This window comes from Bradyrhizobium sp. SOJA106, assembly GCF_059448745.1.
Genome location: NZ_CM182549.1, coordinates 5,698,470 through 5,721,329, shown reverse-complemented (window position 1 = coordinate 5,721,329; position 22,860 = coordinate 5,698,470). Strand labels below are relative to the sequence as shown.

The window sequence follows — 22,860 nt, the reverse complement described above, 5'->3', positions numbered from 1 at the left end:
CAATCAGGCGCTGAGGTCCGTATTGAGCGGACGCGAGGGCTGGGCCTTCAGATCCTCCGCATGGAAATAGGCCCGCCGGCGTAGCATCGCCTCGTCGGGGAACTGGTTGACCACTGCGTCGGTCTTCTCGTTGACTACCTGAAAAACGAACGAGGCGGCCGCCTGGTCGAACACGACCTGTCGCGAGATGTTCTGATTGTTCTGGAGATCGTTGCGCGCGGCCGCGCTGGTATCGCTCGCGGCGACCGTCTGGCTCACCGGCAAATCAGTTTGCACGGCCTCGTTCGCCGCCGAATTCGACGTCGGGACGATCTGCGCGGGGGCCGGGATCCCCACCGGCCGGATGCTGAAATCTGTACTCATGGCAGCCTCCTGGTTGCCTTACGTGAGTCAAATCCCAACCCCTCTCAATGCGCAACCATGGAACACCAGGATTAAAGACCGGGTAAGCAAACGTGCCTAACCGCGCGACGATGTCGCCGCGCGGGTTTTCGTAAAATTGTCAATTGTTGTTGCGCGCGCTCAGAGCGAGCGGCTGACCGCGAGCGGCGTGATGTGGCGCGGCCCGGGAGCGGCGCGGCGTCCTGCAGCCGTATAGGTGTTCGGCACGTTGCGCTTCTGGATCTCGGCGTTGACGCCGCGCACGACGCTCTCTGAGACCGCGTGCGCCGTCGCAAGCACCGTGAGATTGACCTGGAGCATGGCGCGGAACGCATCGTGGTGGCGATGCAGCGTCGAGAGCAGCTCGGGCGCGGATTTCGCCAGCTGGGCCTGGTTGGCCTTCAGCTCGCTGACAGCGACGACATAATTGCGCGACAGCTCCTGCTTCCTGCTCTCGAGCGTCATTGCCTCGCGGACCTTGCCGGCGCGAACTAGCTCAGTCTCGCGTTCGATCAGGCCGAGCAGGGCGTTCATCGCATCCATCAGCTTCTCGGCGAGCTTGCGCGCTTCAATGCTGCCGGGCGCGCCGTTCGGGCGCTGCGCTTGGATCGGCTGACGTGCGGCGGTGAATTGGTTCATCTCGTTTGACCTTATGCCGTGCGGATCGTTTTCGCCTGCTGCATGATCAGGGTGCGGTAGACCTCGGTGGCGACGCCGACGCCGCCGGCCTTGGCGAAATTCTTGGAATATTGCTCGGTCAGCATCGAGCGCCACACGCCGGTGCCCGGCGTGTCGCCGAACGGGCCTTCGCCCTTCAGGCCCGAGGTCATCTGCGAGAACATGCTGTTGAGGAACATCGCCTCGAAGTCGGTGGCGGTCTTCTGCGCCTTGACCTGTTGCTGAGGCGAGACCTTTTGCAACGCGGCGGCGAGCTCGAAGTCGGGGCGACCGTTGCGGCTCTCGACGGAGAAGGCCGGGGAGTACGGGGTGAGGTGCGGGGTATTGATCGTGCTCGTCTGCATCACATCACCTCGATGTCGGCTTCGATCGCGCCGGCGGCCTTGATCGCCTGGAGGATGCTGATCAGATCGCGCGGACCGATGCCGAGGCCGTTGAGGCCGTCGACGAGCTGCTGGAGCGAGACGCCGTCCTTGACGAGGGCTAGCTTCCTGCCGTCCTCGGTGACGGAAACGCTGCTGCGCGGCGCCACCACGGTGCGGCCGCGCGACAGCGGGTTGGGCTGGCTGACCTGCGGGCTCTCCGAGATCGTGACCGTGAGGTTGCCCTGCGCCACCGCGACCGTGGCGACGCGGACGTCGCGGCCCATCACGATGATGCCGCTGCGTTCGTCGATGATGATCTTGGCCGCGAGATCAGGATCGACCTGGAGCTGCTCGATCTCGGTGAGGAAGGCGACGACGTTGCCCTTGAACTCCGGCGGGATCGAAAGCTGCACCGTTGAAGGATCGATCGGCTCGGCGGTCTTGACGCCGAGATAGTCGTTGATCGCCGCTGCGATCCGCTTGGCGGTGGTGAAATCGGCATTGCGCAGGGCCAGGCGCACGTTCGGCAGCCGGTTGAGCGCGAACTCGATCTCGCGCTCGATGATGGCGCCGTTGGCGATGCGTCCGACCGTCGGCACGCCGCGCACGATCTTCGCCGCTTCGCCTTCGGCCTGGAAGCCGGAGATCGCGAGCGAGCCCTGTGCCACGGCGTAAACGTTGCCGTCGGCGCCGAGCAGGGGGGTGACGAGGAGGGTGCCGCCCTGAAGGTTCTTGGCATCGCCGAGCGCTGAGACGGTGACGTCCATGCGCGTTCCTTGCGTGGCAAAGGCGGGCAGATTGCCCGTGACCATCACCGCGGCGACGTTGCCGGTGCGGATGGTGGCGCCGCGGATGTTGACGCCCATGCGCTCGAGCATCGCTTGCAGCGACTGCTTGGTGAAGGGGATGTTGTTGAGCGTGTCGCCGGTGCCGTTGAGGCCGACGACGAGGCCGTAGCCGATGAGCTGGTTCTGGCGGACGCCTTCGATGTTGGCGAGGTCCTTGATGCGCGAGGTCGCAGCCGCCGAACTGAGCGACAGCGCCAGCGCCGAGAGCGCGGCGCAGGCCATCCCAACAATCCTCACCCAACGAACGCCTGGCATTTTCTGCTCCCCAAGGCCCCTCAAAAAGCCTCCTCAAATCGAAGGACCATCTGCGACACTCCCATGACGAGCTGGTCCGACGCTTTCCTTGCGAGCGTTGTGCCAACCCCGGGCTATGGGCTAGGCCGCTGAATAGGTTGAATAAATCTGTTTCGACCGGTGTCAGCGGCCGTTGTCCCTGAGGCGCGAAACTGCCGCATGGCGGCAGATTTTGCCGGGCTGTTTACGGCCCGTTAACCATAAAACAGCGAAGGTGAGGGATCGATCACCCGGATTGCTTCCGATGCGCATCTACGGACCGAACGGCACCACGCTTGGAGCGCCGGCCAGCCAGGCCCGGCGAACGGGCTCGGGCACCTTCGTGCTGCCCGACACCTCGTCAGCGCAGGAGACGCGGAGCGCCGCCGCACCGAAGGCTGCCGCCAATATCGACGCGCTGATCGCGCTGCAAGGCATCGAGGAGGATCCCGCCGAGCGCCGCAAGCGCTCGGTCGCGCGCGGCAAGACCGCGCTCGACGTGCTCGACGATCTTAAGATGGGGCTTCTCTCCGGCAATCTCGACGCCTCCACCGTGATGCGGCTGCGCGATGCGGCGGCGAATTTGAAATCGTCCTCGGGGGACGCCGGTCTCGATGCCGTGCTTGCCGAGATCGAGCTGCGCGTCGAGGTCGAGCTGGCCAAGGCCGGGCAGGCGTAGTCAGGTAGGCTGTCGTCACCCGGCTTGACCGGGCGACCCAATATTCCAGAGAAAGTCGTTATTGAAGCGATAGGCCGCGGCGTACGGGATGCCCCGGTCAAGCCGGGGCATGACGGCGGAGGTTGGAGCGAAGCCGAGCGTCGCTTCGCACGCGCCTAAGCGGCTTCATCCTTCAGCTGCGCGTCGTAGCGGCGCTGGGCGGCGAGGACGTCTTTCAGGTTCTGCTCGGCCCAATCGCGCAGCGGATCGACGGCTGCAGCGAGCGTTATGCCGAGCTGCGTGATCGAATATTCCACGGTGACAGGCACGGTTGCGATGGCGCGGCGCTTGATCAGCCCGTCGCGTTCGAGTGATTTGAGAACCTGGCTCAGCATCTTCTGCGAAATGCCTTCAATCGTGCGCCGCAACTGATTGAAGCGCATTGGTTCCTCGCGCAGCAGCAGCAGGATCAGCACAGCCCATTTGTCGCCGACACGATCGAGGATCTGGCGCGTGGGGCAGTTCGCTGCATAGACATCGGGCTTCATCGTCGAGTCCTCGGATCCGTTTGATTGTCCGCGCTGAGGCGGGTTACTCCGGCGTAATCAGGTAAGCACAAAGTGCTCTCTTAACACCAGCATTCTTTGCGATATCTAGTCACCTCTAGTTACCACAGAAGCAAAGGAGCCTTCCATGAAAATCGCAGTCGCCGGCGCCTCGGGCCGGGCCGGGTCGGAGATCACCAAGGAACTGTCCCGCCGCGGTCACGCGGTCACGGCCATCGCCCGCAATCCCGGTAAGATCGCGGTTCTGCCGAATGTCACGCCGACCAAGGGCGACGTGCTCGACCAGGCCGGCCTCGCCAAGCTGTGGGCAGGGCACGATGTCGCCGTGAGTTCCGTGCACTTCCTCGCCAGCGACCCGCTCAAGCTGATCGGCGCGGCGAAGCAGTCGGGCGTAGGCCGCTACCTCGTCGTCGGTGGCGCCGGCAGCCTTGAGGTCGCTCCCGGCGTTAAGCTGGTCACAACCCCCGGTTTTCCCGCCCAGTACAAGGCCGAGGCCGAAAAGGGTTCCGATTTCCTCGACCTGCTGCGGCAGGAGAAAGACCTGAACTGGACCTTCATCTCGCCGTCGGCGCTGTTCGTCGAAGGGGAGCGCACGGGCAAGTTCCGGCTCGGGACCGATCAGCTTCTCGCAGATGCGAACGGGAAAAGCTGGATCACCTTCGCTGACTACGCCATTGCCCTCGCGGACGAGATCGAGCGCCCCGCTCATCTGAGGCAGCGCTTCACGGTCGGCTACTAGGCTTTGGGCCGCTTCCAGGCCCTGCAGGATAAACCTTCCTGTGCAAGGGCTTGGGAGCGGCGCCTGGGCGATCAGGACAATATTGTCTGTCACAGGAGGCCACTATATAAGGCCCGGCTCAACGGACCCGTTTCCGTTGCGAGTCGTTGCTTAGACAGATAGGCCGCCCTTGGAAAAGTTGAAAAACTACCGACCGACCGAAAAAGAGCCTTTCATGAACGACCGGCAGAAGGAGTACTTCCGTTTGAAGCTCCTCGCCTGGAAGGATGAGATACTCAAAGAGTCCAAGCTCACCCTGCAAGCCTTGCAGGAGGAGAACGTGAACCACCCCGATCTCGCCGATCGGGCATCGTCCGAAACCGACCGCGCCATCGAACTCCGCGCCCGCGACCGCCAGCGCAAGTTGATCGCCAAGATCGACGCCGCGCTCCAGCGCATCGAGGACAACACCTACGGCTATTGCGAGGACACCGGCGAGCCGATCTCTTTGAAGCGGCTCGAGGCTCGGCCCATCGCGACGCTCTCGGTGGAAGCGCAGGAGCGCCACGAGAAACGCGAGAAGGTCTACCGCGACGAATAGAGCCCGAGCCGCAGAGTTGCGGCTCTTTGTTTTTGGGAGACAAGGCGTCGTTTCGCGCCGGGACTAGCTTTTGCCTATCGCCTGCGGCCACGCACGTCAGCGTGCGAGCGCAATCGCGAAAAGTGAATCGCGATCAATGCGCTAGAGTCACTTCCTCCGAGCTCACGTGAGTTCGGATGAGAAACAGCCTTCACTTCAGGTGGGGGAAGATTTCGCGAGTCGCATCAACGAGATCGACTCAAAGCATGCGGCGCGGATCGAGCTGCCTCAAGCATCTGCAATCAGTCCTGTCGCGACGCGGCGAGACGCGCGTCGCCATAGAGCCTGGACCAGCTCAATATTTCCTTAAACGCCGGCAATAGGCCATAAGCCGCATCCGTCAGCTCGTACTCGACGCTTAAGGGTTTTTCCGTAATGACGGTGCGGGACACCAACCCGTCCTGCTCGAGCTGGCGCAGTTGCGTCGTCAGCATGTGCTGGGTGATGCCGCCGATCGATCGCCGCAACGCACCGAAGCGAACCGCGCCGTTCACCAGCGCGAACAGGATCTCCAGCTTCCACTTGCCGCCGAGGGCGTGGATGGCGCGCTTGAAGTCGGCGAGCAAAGCAGGGCCCGGGCTGCAATCGCGGTCGCCGTCGCAAATGCTGGTCAGGTTTTCCATACCGGTCTCGAAATCCATTCTACTTGTTCCCTGCTGAGATGGTGACCAGATGCGGCCTTGAGCAGGGCCATGCCGAACCAAGTCGCCGGCCTGTGCAGCGAAGGGAATGTGGCAATGAGCACTGTTCTGGTCACCGGCGGTTCGGGCTTCGTCGGCGTCCATGTCGTCCTGCAATTGATGGCCGCCGGCCAAACGGTGCGGACCACGGTGCGCCGGCCGGACCGGCGGGACGACGTGCTGGCGATGCTCCGCGAGGGCGGGGCGGCAGCGCCGGAGAGCCTGTCTTTCTTCACGGCCGACCTGACCGCGGATGATGGTTGGCGCGAGGCGGTCGCCGGCTGCGATTATGTGCTCCATGTCGCCTCGCCCCTGTCGACCCGCGTTCCCAAGGATGAGAACGAGATGATCATCCCGGCCCGCGACGGCACGCTGCGGGTGCTGCGCGCCGCGCGCGAGGCCGGCGTCAGGCGGGTCGTCATCACCTCGTCGCTGGGGGCGATCGGTTATGGCCATCCTCCCCGTGAAAAGCCGTTCGACGAGACCGACTGGACCAATCTCGAGGGCGCCGACGTGCAGCCCTACATCAAGTCCAAGACCCTGGCCGAGCGTGCGGCCTGGGATTTCGTCGCGCGCGAAGGCGGTGGGCTCGAACTGACGGTGGTCAATCCCGCCGCCATTTTCGGTCCCGTGCTCGGGCCGGACTTCTCCGGCTCGATCGAGATCGTCAAATCGCTGCTCGACGGTGCCATGCCGGCGGTGCCGCGGGTTTATTTCGGCGTGGTCGACGTCCGCGATGTCGCCGATTTGCACCTGCGGGCGATGACGGCGCCCGACGCGAAAGGCGAGCGCTTCATCGCGGTCTCCGGCGAGACGATGTCGATCCTCGATATCGGCAAGGTGCTGCGGCGGGAACTCGGACCGCGGGCGCGCCGGGTTCCGCGCCTCCAAGCCCCCGATTGGCTGGTGCGGCTGGCCGCAAACCGGGTGCCGCTGCTGCGCGCCGTGGTGCCGATGCTCGGACGTGTCAGGCATTCCACCAGCGCCAAGGCGAGGACCGTGCTCGGCTGGCAGCCCCGATCCAATGACGAGGCGATCCTCTCCACCGCCGAAAGCCTGCTCCGGCTCGACCTGGTCAAGGGATGAGGCCGCCCGGGCGCGCTTGTCACGCCCCGGCGGGGATGCTGAAGTGCTACCCTCGATTGGGTAGCGTGGGAGGGCGGCGCCGATGGACAGGATTCTCGCAGGCGCAAAGGCGATCGCGCTGGCGCGCCGGAACCATGCGCCGCTCGCGGCGCTGGAGCGTCCTCCCGCCGACGAGGCCGAGGGCTACCGGGTCCAGCGGGCGCTGCACGATCTGCTGCTGCCGCATGTCGGGCCGCTGGTCGGCTACAAGATCGGCTGCACCAGCCAGGTGATGCAGGACTATATCGGCATCCCGCATCCTTGCGGCGGTGGCGTATTCCAGAAGGGTGTGCATGACAGCGGCGCGAAGCTCGCCGCCAAAGATTATGTCCGCGTCGGCGTCGAATGCGAGATCGCGGTGCGGCTGCAGCGCGACCTCGCCGCCGGCGAGGCGCCGTTCACGGCCGAATGGGTCGGCGAGGCGGTCGAGGCCTATCATCCCGCGATCGAGATCGTCGACGACCGCTATGTGAAGTGGGAGACGATGGGCGCGCCGACGCTGATCGCCGACGATTTCTTCGCCGCCGGCTGCGTGCTCGGCGAGGCGGTGCCGCGCTCGTCGGTGCCGGACCTGAAAGCGGTCAAGGGCCGCGCCATCGTCAACGGCGAGGAGGTCAGCCACGGCACCGGCGCCGACGTGCTCGGCCATCCCCACAACGCACTTGCCTGGCTCGCCAACCACCTCGCCGCGGAAGGCAAGGGTTTGCATGCGGGACAGCTCGTGCTCACCGGAAGTCTTGTGAAGACGCTGTGGCTGAAAGCCGGCGATAAGGTGCGGATGGAGCTGGACGGGCTGGGGACCGTGGAAGCGGAGTTCACGTGAGCTCTCCGCGTCGTCATTGCGAGCGCAGCGAAGCAATCCAGAATCTTTCCGCGGTCGCAGTCTGGATCGCTTCGCGGAGCCTGTCATCGGGCCGCGCTTCGCGCGGACCGTTGGCTCGCAATGACGGAGTGCAGGGCCTGCGGCGTCGGCACGATTGCGCGGACCTGATGCGCTGATACAGCCACCGCAAAACAGATGCGGCCCTCGCCAGGGGAGCTAGCGAGGGCCGCGTCGTACACCGTCGTTCGCGCCTAGGTTCGCGAACACGATGTGGGAGCTCGGGAGAGACTTAGAAGGGCAGCAGCACGTCCATGACTTGCTGGCCGTAGCGCGGCTGCTGCACGTCCGTGATCTGGCCGCGGCCGCCATAGGCGATGCGGGCCTGCGCGATCTTGGTGGAATCGATGGTGTTGTCGCTCTGGATGTCCTCGGGGCGGACGATGCCGCCGACCACGAGCTCGCGGATCTCGTAATTGACGCGGATCTCCTGCTTGCCTTCGACCACGAGGTTGCCGTTCGGCAGCACCTGGGTCACCACCGCGGCGACGTTGGTCTGCAATGCTTCCGTTCGGTTGACCGAACCCTTGCCGTCGCTGGAGGCGGTGGAGTCGGCGGTGAGGATGCGGCCGGGCAGAATCTTGTGCGCCTGCGTGATGGTCTGCGCGCCGATGAAGTCGCTAATGCCCGAATTTTCCGAGTTGGTGCGGCTGCGCTGGGTCTCGTTGGCGATGTTGGCCTTGTCGGTGATGTTCACGGTCACGGTGAGCAGGTCGCCGATCTGATGGGCGCGTTGATCCTTGAAGAAGGCGCGGCTGCCGTTGCGCCACAGCGAGTTCGGATTGTAGGAGGCGACTTCCGGCTTCGGCATCGGCATCTGCACCGGCTTGTAGCCGGGCTGCGTCGTCGGATTGTCGATCGCCGACAATTTCGGCTGCTCGCCGATCTGCGACAGACGGTCGATCGAGGAGCAGCCGCCCAGCGCGCTAGCTGCCAGCAGCAGGGCAGAGACCGCGATGCGACGAAGACGGGAAGCCGAACTGAACGAGGACATGACTTACTCTGACTTGGCTGGAGCTTGCGAGATGCGGGCTTGCGGGATCTGGACTTGCGGGATCTGGACTTGCGGGATCTGGACTTGGGCGACTTGAGCCTGTGCTGCAGGGGCCTGGACCAGGTTCCGGACGAGAGCCGCGGTGTCGACGGGTGCGGGCGCTTCATCCCGCTTCAGCGAGGAGGTCTGCTCGACCGCAGGCGCCATCGGCGCGGATTGGCTCGCGCCCTGGACCGTCACCTGGCCGCGGCCGGTGACCACACCGGTCAGGGTGCGCTTGGTCTGGAGATTGAGGACGGTCACGGTGTCGCCCTCGGCGCCGCTCTCGATCGCCTTGCCGCGGGTGGTGAGATAGATGCCGGGGACCTGGTAGATGACGGTGACGCTCTGGTCGCGCTGCACGAAGTCGGGCTTGACGATGTCGGCGACGCGGATCGGCGTGCCCGCGCGCATCGGCCGGCGCAGCTGCATGCCGATGGTGCGCTCGCGCGAGGCGGGCTCGCCGGTGACTTCCGCCTTGGGCCGGCGCTCCAGCGAGATGTCGGAGGATTTTAGCAGGTCGGCGCGGTCGATGTCGCGCGTCAGCACGGCCACTTCCACCGTCTCGACCGCGGTGCCGGTGAAGCGCAGCTTGGTCGGCGTGGAATTGCTGTCGTTGCTGACCTCGAACGCGACGTCGAAACGGCCGCTGCGGGCGTCGTAGCGGGTCGCCACCGGCTGGAGCGCGCCGGTGCTCGAGGCATCCAGCCGCATGTCGGAGACGCCCCGGTCGAAGGTCACGGTGATGTTGGCGGCCTCGCCAAGGCCAAAGCGGCGCTCGAGCGCCGAGGCGACCGCGATCTCGAGATCCTTGCTCGCGAGCGTGCGCGCGAGGCGGGTGACCTGGACCTCCCTGATGTCGCCGGTCATCACGCCAATCACCTGCTTGGCGCGGAGCACGCTCAGCACTTGGGCGACCGGCAGGGCGCCCGTAGTGCCGAGATCGGGCGAGCGGTAGACCGGGATGAATGCGGCAGAGCCGGCATTGTCGATGAGATCGCCGATCCGCACCACGTCCGAGGTGACGGTGACGCTGGCGCGCAGCGTCGGCGCCGCGATGGCGTCGTCGGCGGCCTGCGCCGGCAGCGCCAGCATCAGCAGGGTGGAGATGGTGGCGATTGTGGTGCGGATCATCGTCATCACCTCAGCGGAACAGCGCCGTGGTCGATTGCATCATCTGGTCTGCGGCGCTGATGACCTTCGCGTTCATCTCGTAGGCGCGCTGCGCGGCGATCAGGTCGCTCATCTCCGAGACGACATCGACATTGGCCTGTTCGAGGCTGCCTTGGGTGATCTTGCCGTAACCCTCGGCATTCGCAGTGCCGTCCTGCGGCGGACCGGAGGAGGGCGTCTCGGTGAACTGATTGCTGCCGACCGGCTGCAGCCCCGCCTTGTTGATGAAGCGGGTCACGTTGATCGTGCCGACGATCGAGGAGGTCGACGAGCCCGGCAGCGTCACCGAGACCTGGCCCTGCTCGCTCACCGTGATGCCCGAGGCGTTTTGCGGGATGGTGATGGTCGGCTGCACCGGGTTGCCTTGCGCGGTGACGACGCGGCCCTGATTGTCCATCTGGAAGGTGCCGTCGCGGGTGTACTGATAGGTGCCGTCGGGCATCAGGATCTTGAAGAAGCCTTCGCCCGAGATCGCGAGGTCGAGGTCGTTGCCGGTCTGCGACAGCGTTCCTTGCGTCATGCTGCGCGGCGTGCCGACGGTCTTGACGCCGCCACCGATGTCGACGCCGACCGGCAGGATGGTGCCCTGGTCCGAGGCCTGCGCGCCGACGCGGCGAACGTGCTCGTAGATCAGATCCTGAAACGCCGCGGTCTGCTTCTTGAAGCCGGTGGTGCGGAGGTTGGCGATGTTGTTGGAGATCACCTGAACATTGAGTTCCTGTGCCGCCATTCCGGTCGCTGCGGTGTGAAGCGCCTGCATGCCAGTACTCTCCTAATCAGGCCGGAACGTCGGCGAGCTTCTCGATCGCCGATTTGTGGAGGTCGCTCTGCTGCTGGAGCAGGTTGGCGATGGCGGTGTAGCTGCGCATGACCTCGACCATGCGGCTCATCTCGCCGACCGCATTCACGTTCGACTTCTCGATGTAGCCCTGCTGCACGGTGGACTTGGTGTCGGCCTGCTGGGTCGCCGATCCCGCGCTGTAGAGGTTGGCGCCGAGCTTGCTCAGCTTGGCCGGATCGTCGAACGACACCATGCGGATCTTGCCGCGGATCGAGTCGGTCTTGGCGGTGCCCTCGAGCACGGTGATGGTGCCGTCGGGCGCGATGTTGATGTCGTGGTCGGTCGGCTGGAACGTGATCGGGCCGCCGGTGCCGAGCACGAGGTTGCCGTCGGAGGTGACGAGCTGGCCGGTGCTGCTGAGCGTGAACTTGCCGTCGCGGGTGTAGCGCTCGGCGCCGTTGGCCTGCACCGCGAAGAACGCGTTGCCAGAGATCGCCATGTCGAGCGGATTTTGGGTCGGCTCCATCGGCCCCTGGCCGACGTCGCGGAAGGTGCCGCGGTCCTGCACATAGGAGACGCGGCGGTCCGAACCGATGAAATTGTCCTCGCGCGCGTTGGAGCTGAGGTACTCCTCGAACAGCGAATGGTCGGCCTTGAAGCCGTTGGTGTTGGCATTGGCGACGTTGTTGGCGATGACATCCATCTGCCGTTCCAACGTCATCTGCCGCGACAGGCCGATCAGAAGCGCGTTCTGCATCGGAAATCTCCCCTGAGGGGGCCTGCCATCTCGCTCTCCCAAGCGCCTTGGCGGACCCGTGAACGAGACTGTCAGGTTCTCCCAAACCTTCCGGTCCCGGCCCTCTCTCAGCGAAAGCCGTGCCAATTCAGGAACATTATATATTACAATGATTTGCAGGTTTTTCAGGCGCGCCGCCGGGCGGCAGAAAGGTTCTGTTAGCCATGTTTGCCCGGCAGATTTTTCCTAGCAGAGGCCCAATCGAAAGATTCCGTTAACCATTATTACCGTAGCGTTTGCGCGTAAGAGGAGCGCATCGCGCTGGGGCATTTGTATCGCGTCACTGTCTGCCAGGAGGCTTCGCTCTTTCGATTCCTTTGAGAGATGAGCCGGGCGACCATGGCAGAGAATGAAGCGGAAGGCGGCGCAGCCACTGAGGGCGCAGAAGCCGCACCGCCGAAGAACAAGCTGAAGCTCATCATCATGGCCGTCGGCCTGCTCGCCGTCCTCGGTGGCGGGGCTGCGACCTGGTTCTTCTTCTTCCGGCATGGCGAGGACGAGCATCACGCCGAGGCGGCGCCGCCGCCCAAGCCCCCGGCCTTCGTCGACGTCCCCGACATGATGGTCAATCTCGCCGGCGCTCCGGGAGAGCGCGTGCAATATCTGCGGCTCAAGATCGTGCTGGAGCTGAAGGAAGAGAAGCAGATCGAGGCGATCAAGCCGACGATGCCGCGCGTCACCGACATCTTCCAGACCTATGTGCGCGAACTGCGCCCCTCCGACCTCAACGGCTCCGCCGGCATCTTCCGCCTCAAGGAAGAGCTGACCAAGCGCGTCAACGCGGCGGTCGCGCCGACCCAGGTCAGCGCGGTGCTGTTCAAGGAAGTCGTGGTCCAGTGAGGATGCTGCGGAAGGTAATGGGCTAGCTTCATGGCCGGCAACGAGCAGATGGACCAGGATGCGATTGCCGCCCAATGGGAGGCGTCGCTCGATTCCGAGGATCCCGCGGAGGCCGCGAAGGCTGCTGCCGAAAACGAACTATCGGAGACCATGGCCCTGCAATGGGCGGCTATGGTCGAGGACGGCAGCCGCGATCTTGGCAGCGGCAAGAATTCCGGCGAGCGGGTGCTGTCGCAGGAGGAGATCGACAATCTCCTCGGCTTCACCGTCGGTGACGTCACACTCGACGACCATTCCGGCATCCGCGCGATCATCGATTCGGCGATGGTCTCCTACGAGCGTCTGCCGATGCTCGAAATCGTCTTCGACCGCCTGGTGCGGTTGCTGACGACATCCTTGCGCAATTTCACCTCCGACAACGTCGAAGTCTCGCTCGACCGCATCACCTCGGTGCGCTTCGGCGACTACATGAACTCGATCCCGCTACCGGCCGTGCTCTCGGTGTTCAAGGCCGAGGAGTGGGAAAACTTCGGCATGGCGACGGTCGATTCCAATCTGATCTACTCGATGATCGACGTGCTGCTCGGCGGCCGTCGCGGCACCAGCCAGTTGCGCATCGAGGGCCGGCCCTACACCACGATCGAGACCGAGCTGGTCAAGCGGCTGGTCGAGGTGGTGCTGGCCGACGCCGAGCAGGCGTTCCGGCCACTGTCGCCGGTGACCTTCACGATCGACCGGCTCGAGACCAATCCGCGCTTCGCCGCGATCAGCCGTCCCGCCAATGCCGCGATCCTTGTCCGCCTGCGCATCGACATGGAAGACCGCGGCGGCAATATCGAGCTGTTGCTGCCTTACGCCACCATCGAACCGATCCGGGGCGTCCTGCTCCAGATGTTCATGGGCGAGAAATTCGGCCGCGACCCGATCTGGGAAGGCCATTTCGCCACCGAGATCGTGCAGGCCGAGATCGCCGTCGATGCCGTGCTCTACGAGGCCGACATCCCGCTCAAGCAGCTGATGCGGCTCAAGGTCGGCGACACGCTGCCGCTCGACATGCGCGCCGACGCCAACGTCACCGTGCGCTGCGGCAGCGTCACGCTGACCGAGGGGCGGATGGGGCGGGTTGGCGACCGCGTCGCGATCCGCGTGACGAAACCCTTGCGCAAGCCAAGTACGACACTTGCGATGTTCGAGAAGGTGGACGAGCAGAACAAGATGATGGAGGCCCCATGAACCACTCCCTGGGAATGGCGATCGAGATGCTGGTGGCTGTCCTGCTGATGCTCACGATCGGCTACTGCGTCCTGCTCAATAAGCGCCTGACGCGGCTAAAGGCCGACGAGCATTCGCTGAAGGCCGTGATCGCCGAGCTGATCACCGCGACCGAGATCGCCGAGCGCGCGATCGGCGGGCTGAAGCTCGCCGTGCGCGACGTCAACGAGAACCTCGGCAGCCAGCTCGCCGCGGCGACGCAGATGTCCGACCAGCTCTACAAGCAGCTCGGCGAGGCCGACAACGTGGTGCGGCGCCTGTCCAAGATCGCGATCGCCGCGCGCCCCGTCACCAATCCGGACACGGCCGCCGTGCCCGCAGCCAAGCCCGCCTCCGCGAAGGCGGTGGCGGCGGCCGCTGAAGCCTTTTCCGAGCGCCGCCGATCCAACGGCATTGCCGCATGAAGTCAGGGTATGAAGTCCTTTCGTAACATCCGCGTCATTCCAGTCGTCCTCGTTGCCGTCGCAGGTCTCGCCACGCTGAAGGTCGTGGGCCTCGTGATCAATGGCGGCTACGTGTTCGACTACAAGCCGAACCCGACCAAGAAATCCTGGGCCCAGGAGAATCTGAACTTCCCGACCGGCCGCGAAGACCCCGACATCACGGGATCGACCCACGGCGCGCCGAAGGAGGCGCCAAAGCCCGCCGCACCCGAGACCAAGCCCGAAGGCACCGTGGTCAAGGTGGAGGAAGCCCAGCCGCAGGTCTCCGCCTCCGAGCGCGCGATCCTCGAGCGCCTGCAGGCGCGCCGCCAGGAGATCGAGGCCCGCCAGCGCGAGATCGACATCCGCGAGAGCCTGCTCAAGTCGGCCGAGAAGCGCATCGAGAACAAGGTCGAGGAGATGAAGGCGGTCGAGACCCGCATCTCCGCGACGCAAGCCGAGCAGAAGGCCGCCGAAGCCCAGCGCATGAAGGGCCTCGTGACCATGTATGAAGGCATGAAGCCCAAGGACGCCGCGCGGGTGTTCGACCGGCTGGAGATGGGCGTATTGATCGAGATCGCCTCGGCGATCGCGCCGCGCAAGATGTCGGACATCCTCGGGCTGATGTCGCCGGAGGCCGCCGAGCGGCTGACGGTCGAGATGGCCCGAAGAGCCAACGGCGGCGGCGATCTCTCCGCCTCGGCCGGCGACCTGCCCAAGATTGATGGCAAGCCGACGCAAAAGCCGAATTGAGGGCTCATACTTAAGAAGTCCTTAATTGGCAAAACCTACATTCGAAGGCAGGGGCCGGCCTTGGTGCCGGCGTGGATCGTCGAAGCCGGAAGACATGCCGCCCATGGCGCGAGAGGCTGGATTGTTGTCGCGAGCCCGCGCTGTGGCGCGAGGGCTGTCGCGTCATGTCCGCAAGGCGCCGTTGCTGGTGGTCTGCCTGGTGATCGGCTGCGGCGGCATGGCCCGGGCCGCCGATCCGGTCCGGGGCGAGGCGACCTTCTCGGTCGGTGGCGGCTTTGCCCGTCTGGTGATCAAGCTCGGCGAGGACGTTCCCTCCGAGGTGACGACCGCAGGCTCCATCCTCATCGTGCGGTTCGACCGGCCGGTCGACGTTCCGGTCGACCGCGTTCCCGAAGGCGCGCCCGACTACGTCAATTCCGCCCGGCGCGATCCTGATGGCAGCGCCATCCGCCTGTCGCTGGCGCGGCGCGTCACCGTCAACACCATGAATGCCGGCGAGCGCACCTTCATCGATCTCCTGCCCGAGGGCTGGAAGGGACCGCCGCCGAGCCTGCCGATGGAGGTGGTCAAGGAGCTCGCCGAGCGCGCGCGCGTGGCCGAGCGCGCCCTGCGTGCGCAGCGGGCCGCGGCCGAGAGCAAGAAGCGTCCGCAGATCCGCGTGCGCGCCTCGGTGCAGCCGACCTTCGTACGCTTCGTGTTCGAGATGCCCGACGGCGTCGGCGTCTCCTCCGTGCTCAACGAGCAGAAGCTCACGCTCGCCTTCAATGCCAACCTGAATTTCGATCTTGCGGACGCCGTCGTCGCGGCACCGCCGAACGTCGCCTCGATCAAGCAGAAGGCCGACATCGACCAGACCAATGTCGAGATCGCGCTGATCGGCGATTCCGACGTGCACTCCTTCCGCGACGACAAGAATTACGTCGTCGACATCTCGTTCCAGCCGGAGAAGGGCAAGACCGCGGCGACCGCGGAGTCCGTGATCGCGCAGGCCAAGCCTGGGGCGCAAGGGCATGGACCGGCGCCTGCGCCGGAAAAGCCTGTAGCCGAGAAGCCGAAAGAGGCCCATCGCGAGATCGCGCCGCCGACATCGGAGACGATCGCGCGCGAAGCCAAGATCGAGGTGAAGCCCGAGGTGAAGCCGGAAGCGCCCGCGGCGATGCTGCCCGTCGAAGCGCCGAAGCCGGCGGCGGCTCCCGCGGTTCAAGCCGCGCACGCAGCGGAAGCGCCCATCGTGAGGGAAGCTCCGAAGCCCGCGCCACCCGCCGCCGAAGCTCCAGCTGCGCCCGCAAAGGCGGAGGTTACCGAAGCGCCCAAGGAGGTCGCGAAGGAGCCGGTCAAGGCTGCACCTGCCGAGGCGCCCGCCGCGCCGCAGCTCGCGACTGCCAGCGTCGATGCGCGCCGCGACAGCGACGGGCTGCGCGTGACGTTCCCGATTCAGGTCGCAACGGCTGCGGCGGCGTTCCGTCGCGGCGACACGGTCTGGCTGGTGTTCGACACGCCGAAGCCGATCGATGTCGAGGCGATCCGCACCAGGGGCGGCGCGATGATCGGCGAGGTCGGCCGCTTGCCGCTCGACAAGGGGCAGGCGGTCCGCATTCGTCTCACCCGGCCGCTGGTCTATTCGCTGACCAGCGAGGAGGTCGGCAAGGAGACCAACTGGCTGCTCACGCTCGCCGACAAGATCCAGGCGACGCCGCTGCCGCTGATGATGTCGCGCAACATCACCGATCCCGCGCTCGCCAACATCGCGATCCCCTTCGCCAATCCGGGCCTCTTGCACAAGCTGACCGATCCCGATGCGGGCGACACGCTCTATGTGGTCACCGCGCAGCGCCCGGTGCGCGGCTTCATCAAGCGGCAGGATCTCGTCGATCTCTCGCTGCTTGAATCCGCGCACGGCATCGCGATCCGTCCGAACTCCGACGAGGTCGGCGTCGAGGTGGGGTCCGACAAGGTCATCCTCGGCAAGAAGGGCGGATTGACGCTCTCGCCGGTCGACATCTCGGCCGAGCGTGCGCCGACCGCGGTGCGTCCGATCTTCAGCCCCGAGGGCTGGCGCAAGGGCCAGTCGGAGAATTTCTGGACGCGCCAGAGCGATCTGGTCACGGCGATCTCGGCGGTCGAGCCGGGGCAGCGTTCGCTGCCGCGGCTCGACCTTGCGCAGTTCTACATGTCGCGCGCCATGTACCACGAAGCCAAGTCCGTGACCGACGTGATGCTGAGCGATCCCCTCAACAAGGAGGAGAGCGGCGCGCTGATCATGCATGCGATCGCGAGCATCCTGATCGGCCGGCCGGCGCAGGGCCTGAAGGACCTCGCCAATCCCGTGATCGGCAACAGCCACGATTCCCAGCTCTGGAAAGCGCTCGCCTATGCGCGCCAGGGCAAATGGGCGGACGCCCGCGAGAAATTCAAGAATGTCGAATTCGCCATCGCCTCGCTGCCGCTCGACATTCAGCGCATCGTGACGATGGAGGCCATGCGCGCTGCGCTCGAGGTGAAGGACTATGCCGGCGCCTCCAAGCGCCGCGGCGAGATCGAGGTGGTCGGTGTGCCGCCCGAGGCGGCGCCGGGCTTTGCCGTGTTGCGCGGCCGGCTCGCCGAGGCGCTCGGCCACGACAAGGACGCGCTCGACGACTACAAATTCGCGGTGGCCTCGAACGACCGCCAGGCGGCGGCCGAGGCCAAGCAGCTCGAAGTGGCGCTGCTCCAAAAGCGCGACGAGATCAGCAAGGAAGACGCGCTGCGCGATCTCGAGACGCTGTCGATGACCTGGCGCGGTGACTCGATCGAGGTCAAGACGCTCCAGATGCTGTCGAAAATGTATGCCGAGAACGGGCGCTATCGGGACGCGCTCGCCGCGGCGCGCACCGCGACGAAGCTCCAGCCGAACGCGGAAGCCTCGCGGCAGGCGCAGGACCTCGCCTCCGACCTGTTCACGCAGATCTTCCTGGGGCCGAAGGGCGACGAACTGCCGCCGGTCGAGGCGCTCGGGATGTTCTACGAGTTCCGCGAGCTGACGCCGATCGGCCGCCGCGGCGACGAACTAATCCGCCGGCTCGCCGATCGTCTCGCCTCGATCGACCTGCTCGACCAGGCTGCCGAGCTGCTGCAATACCAGGTCGACCACCGCCTCGAAGGGGCTGCCCGTGCGCAGGTCGCCGCGCGCCTGTCCATGATCTATCTCGCCAACCGCAAGCCCGACATGGCGATCACGGCGCTGCGCGCGAGCCGCATCAGCGATCTCTCCGGCGAATTGCGGCAGCAGCGCCTGTTGCTGGAAGCGCGGGCGCAGAGCGACATCGGCCGTCACGATCTCGCGCTCGACATCGTCTCCAACGTCTCCGGGCGCGAGGTGCTGCGCCTTCGCTCCGACATCTTCTGGGCGGCGCGGCGCTGGCGCGAGTCCGCCGAGCAGATCGAGCTCTACTACGGCGACCGCTTCCGCGATTTCAAGCCGCTCAATGCGGTGGAGAAGAGCGACATCATCCGCGCCGCCGTCGGCTATGCGCTCGCCGACGATTCGATCGGCCTGTCGCGCTTCCGCGAGAAATACGCACCGCTGATGAGCGAGAGCGCCGACCGCGTCGCCTTCGACATCGCCAGCAAGCCGGCCGCGGCCTCCAGCGCCGAATTCGCCGAGATCGCCAAGTTAGCGGCCAGCGTCGACACGCTCGACGGTTTCCTGCGCGAGATGAAGCAGCGCTTCCCGGACGCCACCGCCCGCGCGCCGGCCGCGCCGCAGGCCCATGACGAGAGCGACCACACCGGCTCGCTGCCCACGATCCCTGTCGTGCGGCAGATCAAGATGACGCGCTAGGAACCCTGCTACCTCTCTGCCTCTCGACAGGTGCCGCGCAAGGCGGCAACTTGTACCCCTGCATGCCGGGAGAGCGTTGAAATGAGCAAGCCTGCCAAGACCGAAGCCGAACTCATCGCCATGGCGCGGGCCGAGTTGAGGGCCCATGCCGATGGCCCGGACGACCTCGCCATCTCAATCGTCCGCGACGGCGACAGCTGGGAGTTCCGCGCCGACGCCGATCAGGCGACGCGAGAGCGGCCAGGCTTCCCCGAAAGCGTTGCCATGCTGGTGCAGATCGGCGATCACCTCAGCAAGCAGTATGACGTGAAGGAATAGCGCGCGAACTGTAGACGTCGTCTCACCGTGCCCCACATTCTCGGTGTCATCGTCCGCGACGGCGGGCGATCCAGTACTCCGAGACGGCCGTGATTGACTGGAGAAGCGGCGGCGTACTGGGTGCCCGCTTACATGCGGAATTGCGCACGGCATGACAGCGGAAGCCGCTCCCGCTATCCCCCGTAACTCTGCACCAGGCTCCCAGCCACCAGCGACCAGCCGTCGACCAGCACGAAGAAGATCAGCTTGAACGGCAGCGAGATCGTCGCCGGAGGCAGCATCATCATGCCCATCGACATCAGCACGGAGGCGACGACGAGGTCGATGATCAGGAACGGGAGGAACAGCAGGAAGCCGATCTCGAAGGCGCGTTTCAGCTCGGAGATCATGAAGGCGGGGATGAGGATGCGAAGTGCGAGCTCGTCCGGGGTGGCGGGCGGCGGTTCGCCGGAGAGATCGAGGAACAGTTTGAGATCCTTCTCGCGCACGTTCTTCTGCATGAAGCCGCGCAAGGGGACGGAGGCGCGCTGCAGCGCATCCTCGACGCTGACCTGATTGGCAACGAGCGGGCGGATGCCCTCGTCGTAGGACTTCTGCAGCACCGGTCCCATCACGAAGAAGGTGAGGAACATCGCCAGCGCAATGATCACCGAGTTCGGCGGCGCGGTCGCCGTGCCCATTGCGGTGCGCAGCAGCGACAGCACCACCACGATGCGCGTGAACGACGTCATCATGATCAGGATCGACGGCGCGATCGACAGCACCGTGAGCAGCGCAATGAGCTGGATCGCGCGCTCGGTAACGCCGCCGCCGCCAGCACCGCCGCCGAGATTGATGCTGATGTCCTGCGCATAGGCAGGCATCGCGAGCGAAGCCGCGCCGATCAGGACAGAAAGAAAAACAACTCTACGCGGAAGGGCCGGCAGCCTCACGAAGACGGCTTCGGACGGCCGAGCAGGGAGGCCATCTCGTCTTCGAGATTTTCAAAGCTGGTCTTCTCCGCGGCCGGCTTCGGTGACGGGGCCGGTGGCGCCGGCGGCTCGCCGCGGGCTGCGCGCGGGGGCGGCGCAGACGGCTCGGGCGCAACCGGAGGCGCGACCGTCTCGCCGGCGGGTCGGCGCAGCGCAGCTTCGAGACGCTGCGCCATCTCGGCGAGATTCTGCTCGGCGCTCGAGGGCGCAGCGGCGGGGGCCGGCGGCGGAACGGGCGGCGCCTGCGGCACGGGCGGCGGCGGTGCGGCCGGACGCTCGGCGCGGACCGGCGGCACTTTCACGGGCTCGCTCTGGCGGGGCGGACGCGGCATCAGCGGTGGCTCGCTGCGGGCAATGCGCGGCGGCGGCGGCTCGGGACGCGACTCGCGCTCGGGACGCGGGGCGATCGGCTCCGGCGAAAAGCCGGGCAGCGACGGCTCGCTGCGGCGTTCGGCCAAAGCGGGCGCTGGCCGGCGCACTTCGTCGGCAAAGGATGGGCGCCCGGGTCGCGGCGGCGGCTCGGGCAGTTGCGGCTCGGGATGATCGAGCAGTTCGGGCCGCGGAGCCTCATCGGTCCAGCCGCCGGCATCCGGCATCGGGGCGAGGCGGGGCGGTTCGGCGTTGGAACGCTGCGGGAGCTGGTCGCGGCCGGACGCCGCGCGAACGATGTTGGGTTCGACGACGATGTCGGTCGGGCCGCCGATCATCAGGAGGTGCTCGACATTGTCGCGCCGGACCAGCACCAGGCGGCGCCGGCCGTCGACCGCGGCAGCATCGATCACGGCGAGCCGGGGCATCCTGCCGCGCTGGGTGTTGGCGCCGAGCCGGTTGCCGGCGAATCGGCGCACCAGCCATGCAGCGACGCCGATCAACGCCAGAACGACGATGAACGCGAGGATGAAGGTGATAGGGCTGCCTTGCATACTTGTCCCCGACAAATGGCGCTTTTCTTGCGCCCATGGTCAGATGCGCCAACCACCGGCGTAGGATGCCCCAAAACTGCGATCTCTTAACGTCCCACGGCAAGTTTTGCCGTCCCCAACTCTTAATAACCCATGAATCGCCCGATCCAAAACGACTTCTTGGCCTGTGTGCGCCCCCGCCAAGCGGTTGGGTTAATGCCACTTTTGGGAACGTAGAATCACGGAGGCACCAAATTCGTGTCCCGGCAAGGGACAAGCGAGCGTCAGGCGTCCCCGGCATCCTTAACCACCTGTTAACCATACACGCGGCAAATTCTGCCTAGCTTCGGACACACGTCCGACGGCGGAAGGAGCCGCAACGATGTCCATCAACGACCTCCCGGTGCTGTCGGCGCTTCGCACCAAGATGCAGTGGCATCAGGAGCGCCAGCGCGTCCTGTCCGAGAACGTCTCCAACTCCGATACCCCCAAATTCCGGCCACGCGACCTGGTCGAGCCGAAGCTCGACAAATCAGGCGCGGTGACCGGCTCGATGGGTCCGCTGGCGCTGACCGTCACCAGCGCCTCCCACATGACGTCGTCAGGCGCGGCCCCCAGCTTCGACCAGAACAGGAATGCGGGCTTCGAGACCCGCCCAGCGGGCAATGCCGTCAATCTCGAAGAGGAGATGATGAAGGCCGCCAGCAACCAGATGGATTACGCGGCGGCGACCTCGCTCTACTCGAAGAGCCTGCATCTGCTCAAGACCGCGATCGGCAAGGGCTAGCACTAAAGGAAGCAGATCATGGCGAATGACAGCAGCGACTTTGCCCGATCGATGGCGATCGCGACCTCCGGTCTGCGCGCGCAGGCGGGGCGCATGCGGGTGATCTCGGAAAACATCGCGAACGCGGACTCGACCTCGCAAACGGCCGGTGGCGATCCCTACCGGCGCAAGGTGCCGACCTTCTCCTCCGCGCTCGACCGCACGCTCGACGCGCAGGTCGTCACGCTCGGCAAGATCAAGCCCGACCAGTCCAATTTCCGCGTCAAGTACGAGCCGAATAATCCGGCGGCGGATGCGAGCGGCAACGTTAAATATCCCAACGTGAACTCGGTGGTCGAGATGACCGACATGCGCGATGCGCAGCGGTCCTACGAGGCCAACCTCAACATCATCAGTGCGACGCGCCGGATGATCCAGCGCACGCTCGACATCCTCAAGAGCTGAACAGGACATTTGAGCCATGGCATCACCGACAATCGCCGCCAATGCCTACGCCAACCTCGCCCGTGTGCTGGAGAACAGCGGCGCCGGCAAGGGCAGCGAAGCGAGCGGGCAGTCCTTTGCCTCGCTGCTGAAAGATGCCGTCGGCAGCGTCATGGAGTCCGGACGCAAGTCCGACGCGCAGACGGTGGCGATGGCCGCCGGCAAGGCCAATGTGATGGATGTCGTGACCGCCGTCGCCGACACAGACGTTGCGGTGTCCACGCTGGTCTCGGTTCGCGATCGCGTGATCGCGGCGTATGAAGATATCATGAAGATGCCGATCTGATTTTTAGGCATGTCATTCCCGGGGCAGTGCGAAACATCGAACCCGGAATCTCGAGATTCCGGGCTCTCGCTGCGCGAGCCCCGGAATGACGGAAGAAATTACTGGAAGCGAGAAATCCAAAATGACCGGACCCGAGACCCTCGACGTCGCCCGTGATGCGATCTGGACCATCGTGATCGTGTCGTCGCCACTGATGGTGGTCGGCCTCGTGGTCGGCGTCATCGTGTCGCTGTTCCAGGCGCTGACGCAGATCCAGGAACAGACGCTGATCTACGTGCCGAAGATCCTGGCCATCTTTGCCACGATGCTCTTGGCGTTGCCGTTCATGGCCGACTCGCTCCACGCCCACATGCTGCGGATCTCGTCGCGAATCATCGGCGGCTGAGGCACAATGCGCCGGCCGGTGGAATT

27 protein-coding genes are annotated in these 22,860 nt (G+C 65.5%); 15 read left to right on the top strand and 12 right to left on the bottom strand.

Going from position 1 to position 22,860, the window contains the following annotated elements; genetic code table 11:
* Positions 1 to 3: 3 nt before the first annotated feature.
* From AC5V87_RS27040 to AC5V87_RS27025, 4 genes are all read right to left on the bottom strand, one after another.
* Positions 4 to 363, bottom strand: a complete 360-nt coding sequence (locus AC5V87_RS27040; RefSeq protein ID WP_456837336.1) for a hypothetical protein — start codon at positions 361 to 363, stop codon at positions 4 to 6.
* 159 nt (positions 364 to 522) lie between these two features.
* A complete protein-coding gene (locus AC5V87_RS27035) occupies positions 523 to 1,020 on the bottom strand; it encodes a hypothetical protein (protein WP_456837337.1) in 498 nt (165 codons plus the stop codon).
* Positions 1,021 to 1,031: 11 nt separating this feature from the next.
* Positions 1,032 to 1,403: a flagellar assembly peptidoglycan hydrolase FlgJ gene (gene flgJ / locus AC5V87_RS27030; RefSeq protein WP_456837338.1), complete on the bottom strand. Its 372-nt coding sequence runs from the start codon at positions 1,401 to 1,403 to the stop codon at positions 1,032 to 1,034.
* Entirely contained in the window at positions 1,403 to 2,527 is a 1,125-nt protein-coding gene (locus AC5V87_RS27025; RefSeq protein ID WP_456837339.1) for a flagellar basal body P-ring protein FlgI, read from the bottom strand. The genes flgJ and AC5V87_RS27025 overlap by 1 nt, the downstream gene beginning before the upstream one ends.
* Positions 2,528 to 2,810: 283 nt before the next feature.
* Between AC5V87_RS27025 and AC5V87_RS27020 the strand changes: the two genes are divergently transcribed.
* Entirely contained in the window at positions 2,811 to 3,224 is a 414-nt protein-coding gene (locus tag AC5V87_RS27020) for a flagellar assembly protein FliX (RefSeq protein ID WP_456837340.1), read from the top strand.
* 155 nt (positions 3,225 to 3,379) lie between these two features.
* On the opposite strand, the gene AC5V87_RS27015 is transcribed toward AC5V87_RS27020, so the two are convergent.
* On the bottom strand, positions 3,380 to 3,751 hold the full coding sequence (locus tag AC5V87_RS27015; protein WP_092213791.1) for a winged helix-turn-helix transcriptional regulator: 372 nt from the start codon (positions 3,749 to 3,751) through the stop codon (positions 3,380 to 3,382).
* A 145-nt stretch (positions 3,752 to 3,896) separates the two neighbouring features.
* On the opposite strand from AC5V87_RS27015, the gene AC5V87_RS27010 reads away from it, so the two are divergent.
* Positions 3,897 to 4,508 (top strand): NAD(P)-dependent oxidoreductase, encoded by a 612-nt coding sequence (locus AC5V87_RS27010; RefSeq protein WP_456837341.1) that lies wholly within the window; start codon positions 3,897 to 3,899, stop codon positions 4,506 to 4,508.
* Positions 4,509 to 4,722: 214 nt separating this feature from the next.
* On the top strand, positions 4,723 to 5,088 hold the full coding sequence (dksA, locus tag AC5V87_RS27005) for an RNA polymerase-binding protein DksA (protein ID WP_008554760.1): 366 nt from the start codon (positions 4,723 to 4,725) through the stop codon (positions 5,086 to 5,088).
* A gap of 281 nt (positions 5,089 to 5,369) precedes the next feature.
* Here the strand turns inward: dksA and AC5V87_RS27000 are convergent, their stop codons facing one another.
* The gene (locus AC5V87_RS27000; RefSeq protein ID WP_495368233.1) at positions 5,370 to 5,768 is read right to left on the bottom strand and encodes a winged helix-turn-helix transcriptional regulator; all 399 of its coding nucleotides are present in this window, start codon (positions 5,766 to 5,768) and stop codon (positions 5,370 to 5,372) included.
* 96 nt (positions 5,769 to 5,864) lie between these two features.
* On the opposite strand from AC5V87_RS27000, the gene AC5V87_RS26995 reads away from it, so the two are divergent.
* The gene (locus AC5V87_RS26995; protein WP_495368231.1) at positions 5,865 to 6,893 is read left to right on the top strand and encodes an SDR family oxidoreductase; all 1,029 of its coding nucleotides are present in this window, start codon (positions 5,865 to 5,867) and stop codon (positions 6,891 to 6,893) included.
* A gap of 82 nt (positions 6,894 to 6,975) precedes the next feature.
* Positions 6,976 to 7,755, top strand: coding sequence for a 2-keto-4-pentenoate hydratase (locus AC5V87_RS26990; protein WP_456837343.1), 780 nt, complete (start codon positions 6,976 to 6,978; stop codon positions 7,753 to 7,755).
* Between the two features lie 289 nt (positions 7,756 to 8,044).
* Here the strand turns inward: AC5V87_RS26990 and flgH are convergent, their stop codons facing one another.
* Genes flgH through flgF form a run of 4 tightly spaced genes read right to left on the bottom strand, consistent with a single transcriptional unit; the run spans position 8,045 to position 11,556 of the window.
* Positions 8,045 to 8,806, bottom strand: a complete 762-nt coding sequence (gene flgH / locus AC5V87_RS26985) for a flagellar basal body L-ring protein FlgH (RefSeq protein WP_456837344.1) — start codon at positions 8,804 to 8,806, stop codon at positions 8,045 to 8,047.
* A 3-nt stretch (positions 8,807 to 8,809) separates the two neighbouring features.
* Positions 8,810 to 9,979, bottom strand: a complete 1,170-nt coding sequence (gene flgA, locus AC5V87_RS26980; RefSeq protein WP_456837345.1) for a flagellar basal body P-ring formation chaperone FlgA — start codon at positions 9,977 to 9,979, stop codon at positions 8,810 to 8,812.
* A 10-nt stretch (positions 9,980 to 9,989) separates the two neighbouring features.
* Positions 9,990 to 10,778 (bottom strand): flagellar basal-body rod protein FlgG, encoded by a 789-nt coding sequence (flgG, locus tag AC5V87_RS26975; protein ID WP_456837346.1) that lies wholly within the window; start codon positions 10,776 to 10,778, stop codon positions 9,990 to 9,992.
* Positions 10,779 to 10,794: 16 nt separating this feature from the next.
* A complete protein-coding gene (gene flgF / locus AC5V87_RS26970; RefSeq protein WP_495368229.1) occupies positions 10,795 to 11,556 on the bottom strand; it encodes a flagellar basal-body rod protein FlgF in 762 nt (253 codons plus the stop codon).
* A gap of 378 nt (positions 11,557 to 11,934) precedes the next feature.
* Between flgF and fliL the strand changes: the two genes are divergently transcribed.
* The 6 genes from fliL (at position 11,935) to AC5V87_RS26940 (ending at position 19,020) form a co-directional block, all read left to right on the top strand.
* Positions 11,935 to 12,435 carry a flagellar basal body-associated protein FliL gene (gene fliL / locus AC5V87_RS26965; protein ID WP_495368228.1) on the top strand — a complete coding sequence of 167 codons (501 nt, stop codon included), beginning with the start codon at positions 11,935 to 11,937 and terminating at the stop codon, positions 12,433 to 12,435.
* A gap of 30 nt (positions 12,436 to 12,465) precedes the next feature.
* Positions 12,466 to 13,668 carry a flagellar motor switch protein FliM gene (fliM, locus tag AC5V87_RS26960; protein ID WP_495368226.1) on the top strand — a complete coding sequence of 401 codons (1,203 nt, stop codon included), beginning with the start codon at positions 12,466 to 12,468 and terminating at the stop codon, positions 13,666 to 13,668.
* A complete protein-coding gene (locus AC5V87_RS26955) occupies positions 13,665 to 14,111 on the top strand; it encodes a DUF6468 domain-containing protein (RefSeq protein ID WP_495368225.1) in 447 nt (148 codons plus the stop codon). Before fliM ends, AC5V87_RS26955 begins: the two co-directional genes overlap by 4 nt.
* Before the next feature lie 9 nt (positions 14,112 to 14,120).
* Positions 14,121 to 14,882 (top strand): MotE family protein, encoded by a 762-nt coding sequence (locus AC5V87_RS26950; protein ID WP_495368224.1) that lies wholly within the window; start codon positions 14,121 to 14,123, stop codon positions 14,880 to 14,882.
* 103 nt (positions 14,883 to 14,985) lie between these two features.
* Positions 14,986 to 18,702 carry a tetratricopeptide repeat protein gene (locus AC5V87_RS26945; protein WP_495368223.1) on the top strand — a complete coding sequence of 1,239 codons (3,717 nt, stop codon included), beginning with the start codon at positions 14,986 to 14,988 and terminating at the stop codon, positions 18,700 to 18,702.
* An 81-nt stretch (positions 18,703 to 18,783) separates the two neighbouring features.
* Entirely contained in the window at positions 18,784 to 19,020 is a 237-nt protein-coding gene (locus AC5V87_RS26940; protein ID WP_495368222.1) for a hypothetical protein, read from the top strand.
* A 173-nt stretch (positions 19,021 to 19,193) separates the two neighbouring features.
* On the opposite strand, the gene fliP is transcribed toward AC5V87_RS26940, so the two are convergent.
* Positions 19,194 to 19,952, bottom strand: coding sequence for a flagellar type III secretion system pore protein FliP (gene fliP / locus AC5V87_RS26935; protein ID WP_235545130.1), 759 nt, complete (start codon positions 19,950 to 19,952; stop codon positions 19,194 to 19,196).
* Positions 19,949 to 20,914, bottom strand: a complete 966-nt coding sequence (locus tag AC5V87_RS26930; RefSeq protein WP_495368221.1) for a flagellar biosynthetic protein FliO — start codon at positions 20,912 to 20,914, stop codon at positions 19,949 to 19,951. Before AC5V87_RS26930 ends, fliP begins: the two co-directional genes overlap by 4 nt.
* A 361-nt stretch (positions 20,915 to 21,275) precedes the next feature.
* On the opposite strand from AC5V87_RS26930, the gene flgB reads away from it, so the two are divergent.
* The 4 genes from flgB to fliQ all read left to right on the top strand — a co-directional run bounded on the left by flgB (position 21,276) and on the right by fliQ (position 22,834).
* Positions 21,276 to 21,680, top strand: coding sequence for a flagellar basal body rod protein FlgB (gene flgB / locus AC5V87_RS26925; RefSeq protein WP_495368220.1), 405 nt, complete (start codon positions 21,276 to 21,278; stop codon positions 21,678 to 21,680).
* Between the two features lie 18 nt (positions 21,681 to 21,698).
* Positions 21,699 to 22,124, top strand: a complete 426-nt coding sequence (gene flgC, locus AC5V87_RS26920) for a flagellar basal body rod protein FlgC (RefSeq protein ID WP_495368219.1) — start codon at positions 21,699 to 21,701, stop codon at positions 22,122 to 22,124.
* Positions 22,125 to 22,140: 16 nt separating this feature from the next.
* Positions 22,141 to 22,449 (top strand): flagellar hook-basal body complex protein FliE, encoded by a 309-nt coding sequence (gene fliE, locus AC5V87_RS26915; RefSeq protein ID WP_008142413.1) that lies wholly within the window; start codon positions 22,141 to 22,143, stop codon positions 22,447 to 22,449.
* Positions 22,450 to 22,570: 121 nt separating this feature from the next.
* The gene (gene fliQ, locus AC5V87_RS26910; RefSeq protein ID WP_011088555.1) at positions 22,571 to 22,834 is read left to right on the top strand and encodes a flagellar biosynthesis protein FliQ; all 264 of its coding nucleotides are present in this window, start codon (positions 22,571 to 22,573) and stop codon (positions 22,832 to 22,834) included.
* Positions 22,835 to 22,860: the final 26 nt, after the last annotated feature.

Bases quoted from the DNA above. Each gene is read 5' to 3' on its own strand.
- AC5V87_RS27025 (WP_456837339.1), bottom strand. From the start codon at position 2,527: ATGCCAGGCGTTCGTTGGGTGAGGATTGTTGGGATGGCCTGCGCCGCG.
- fliQ (WP_011088555.1), top strand. From the start codon at position 22,571: ATGACCGGACCCGAGACCCTCGACGTCGCCCGTGATGCGATCTGGACC.
- flgC (WP_495368219.1), top strand. From the start codon at position 21,699: ATGGCGAATGACAGCAGCGACTTTGCCCGATCGATGGCGATCGCGACC.
- flgH (WP_456837344.1), bottom strand. From the start codon at position 8,806: ATGTCCTCGTTCAGTTCGGCTTCCCGTCTTCGTCGCATCGCGGTCTCT.
- dksA (WP_008554760.1), top strand. From the start codon at position 4,723: ATGAACGACCGGCAGAAGGAGTACTTCCGTTTGAAGCTCCTCGCCTGG.
- AC5V87_RS26950 (WP_495368224.1), top strand. From the start codon at position 14,121: ATGAAGTCCTTTCGTAACATCCGCGTCATTCCAGTCGTCCTCGTTGCC.
- AC5V87_RS27040 (WP_456837336.1), bottom strand. From the start codon at position 363: ATGAGTACAGATTTCAGCATCCGGCCGGTGGGGATCCCGGCCCCCGCG.
- flgG (WP_456837346.1), bottom strand. From the start codon at position 10,778: ATGCAGGCGCTTCACACCGCAGCGACCGGAATGGCGGCACAGGAACTC.
- AC5V87_RS26940 (WP_495368222.1), top strand. From the start codon at position 18,784: ATGAGCAAGCCTGCCAAGACCGAAGCCGAACTCATCGCCATGGCGCGG.
- AC5V87_RS26955 (WP_495368225.1), top strand. From the start codon at position 13,665: ATGAACCACTCCCTGGGAATGGCGATCGAGATGCTGGTGGCTGTCCTG.
- AC5V87_RS26945 (WP_495368223.1), top strand. From the start codon at position 14,986: ATGGCGCGAGAGGCTGGATTGTTGTCGCGAGCCCGCGCTGTGGCGCGA.
- AC5V87_RS27020 (WP_456837340.1), top strand. From the start codon at position 2,811: ATGCGCATCTACGGACCGAACGGCACCACGCTTGGAGCGCCGGCCAGC.
- fliE (WP_008142413.1), top strand. From the start codon at position 22,141: ATGGCATCACCGACAATCGCCGCCAATGCCTACGCCAACCTCGCCCGT.
- AC5V87_RS26990 (WP_456837343.1), top strand. From the start codon at position 6,976: ATGGACAGGATTCTCGCAGGCGCAAAGGCGATCGCGCTGGCGCGCCGG.
- AC5V87_RS27015 (WP_092213791.1), bottom strand. From the start codon at position 3,751: ATGAAGCCCGATGTCTATGCAGCGAACTGCCCCACGCGCCAGATCCTC.
- flgB (WP_495368220.1), top strand. From the start codon at position 21,276: ATGTCCATCAACGACCTCCCGGTGCTGTCGGCGCTTCGCACCAAGATG.
- AC5V87_RS27035 (WP_456837337.1), bottom strand. From the start codon at position 1,020: ATGAACCAATTCACCGCCGCACGTCAGCCGATCCAAGCGCAGCGCCCG.
- flgJ (WP_456837338.1), bottom strand. From the start codon at position 1,403: ATGCAGACGAGCACGATCAATACCCCGCACCTCACCCCGTACTCCCCG.
- fliM (WP_495368226.1), top strand. From the start codon at position 12,466: ATGGCCGGCAACGAGCAGATGGACCAGGATGCGATTGCCGCCCAATGG.
- AC5V87_RS27010 (WP_456837341.1), top strand. From the start codon at position 3,897: ATGAAAATCGCAGTCGCCGGCGCCTCGGGCCGGGCCGGGTCGGAGATC.
- flgA (WP_456837345.1), bottom strand. From the start codon at position 9,979: ATGATCCGCACCACAATCGCCACCATCTCCACCCTGCTGATGCTGGCG.
- AC5V87_RS26995 (WP_495368231.1), top strand. From the start codon at position 5,865: ATGAGCACTGTTCTGGTCACCGGCGGTTCGGGCTTCGTCGGCGTCCAT.
- fliL (WP_495368228.1), top strand. From the start codon at position 11,935: ATGGCAGAGAATGAAGCGGAAGGCGGCGCAGCCACTGAGGGCGCAGAA.
- AC5V87_RS26930 (WP_495368221.1), bottom strand. From the start codon at position 20,914: ATGCAAGGCAGCCCTATCACCTTCATCCTCGCGTTCATCGTCGTTCTG.
- AC5V87_RS27000 (WP_495368233.1), bottom strand. From the start codon at position 5,768: ATGGATTTCGAGACCGGTATGGAAAACCTGACCAGCATTTGCGACGGC.
- flgF (WP_495368229.1), bottom strand. From the start codon at position 11,556: ATGCAGAACGCGCTTCTGATCGGCCTGTCGCGGCAGATGACGTTGGAA.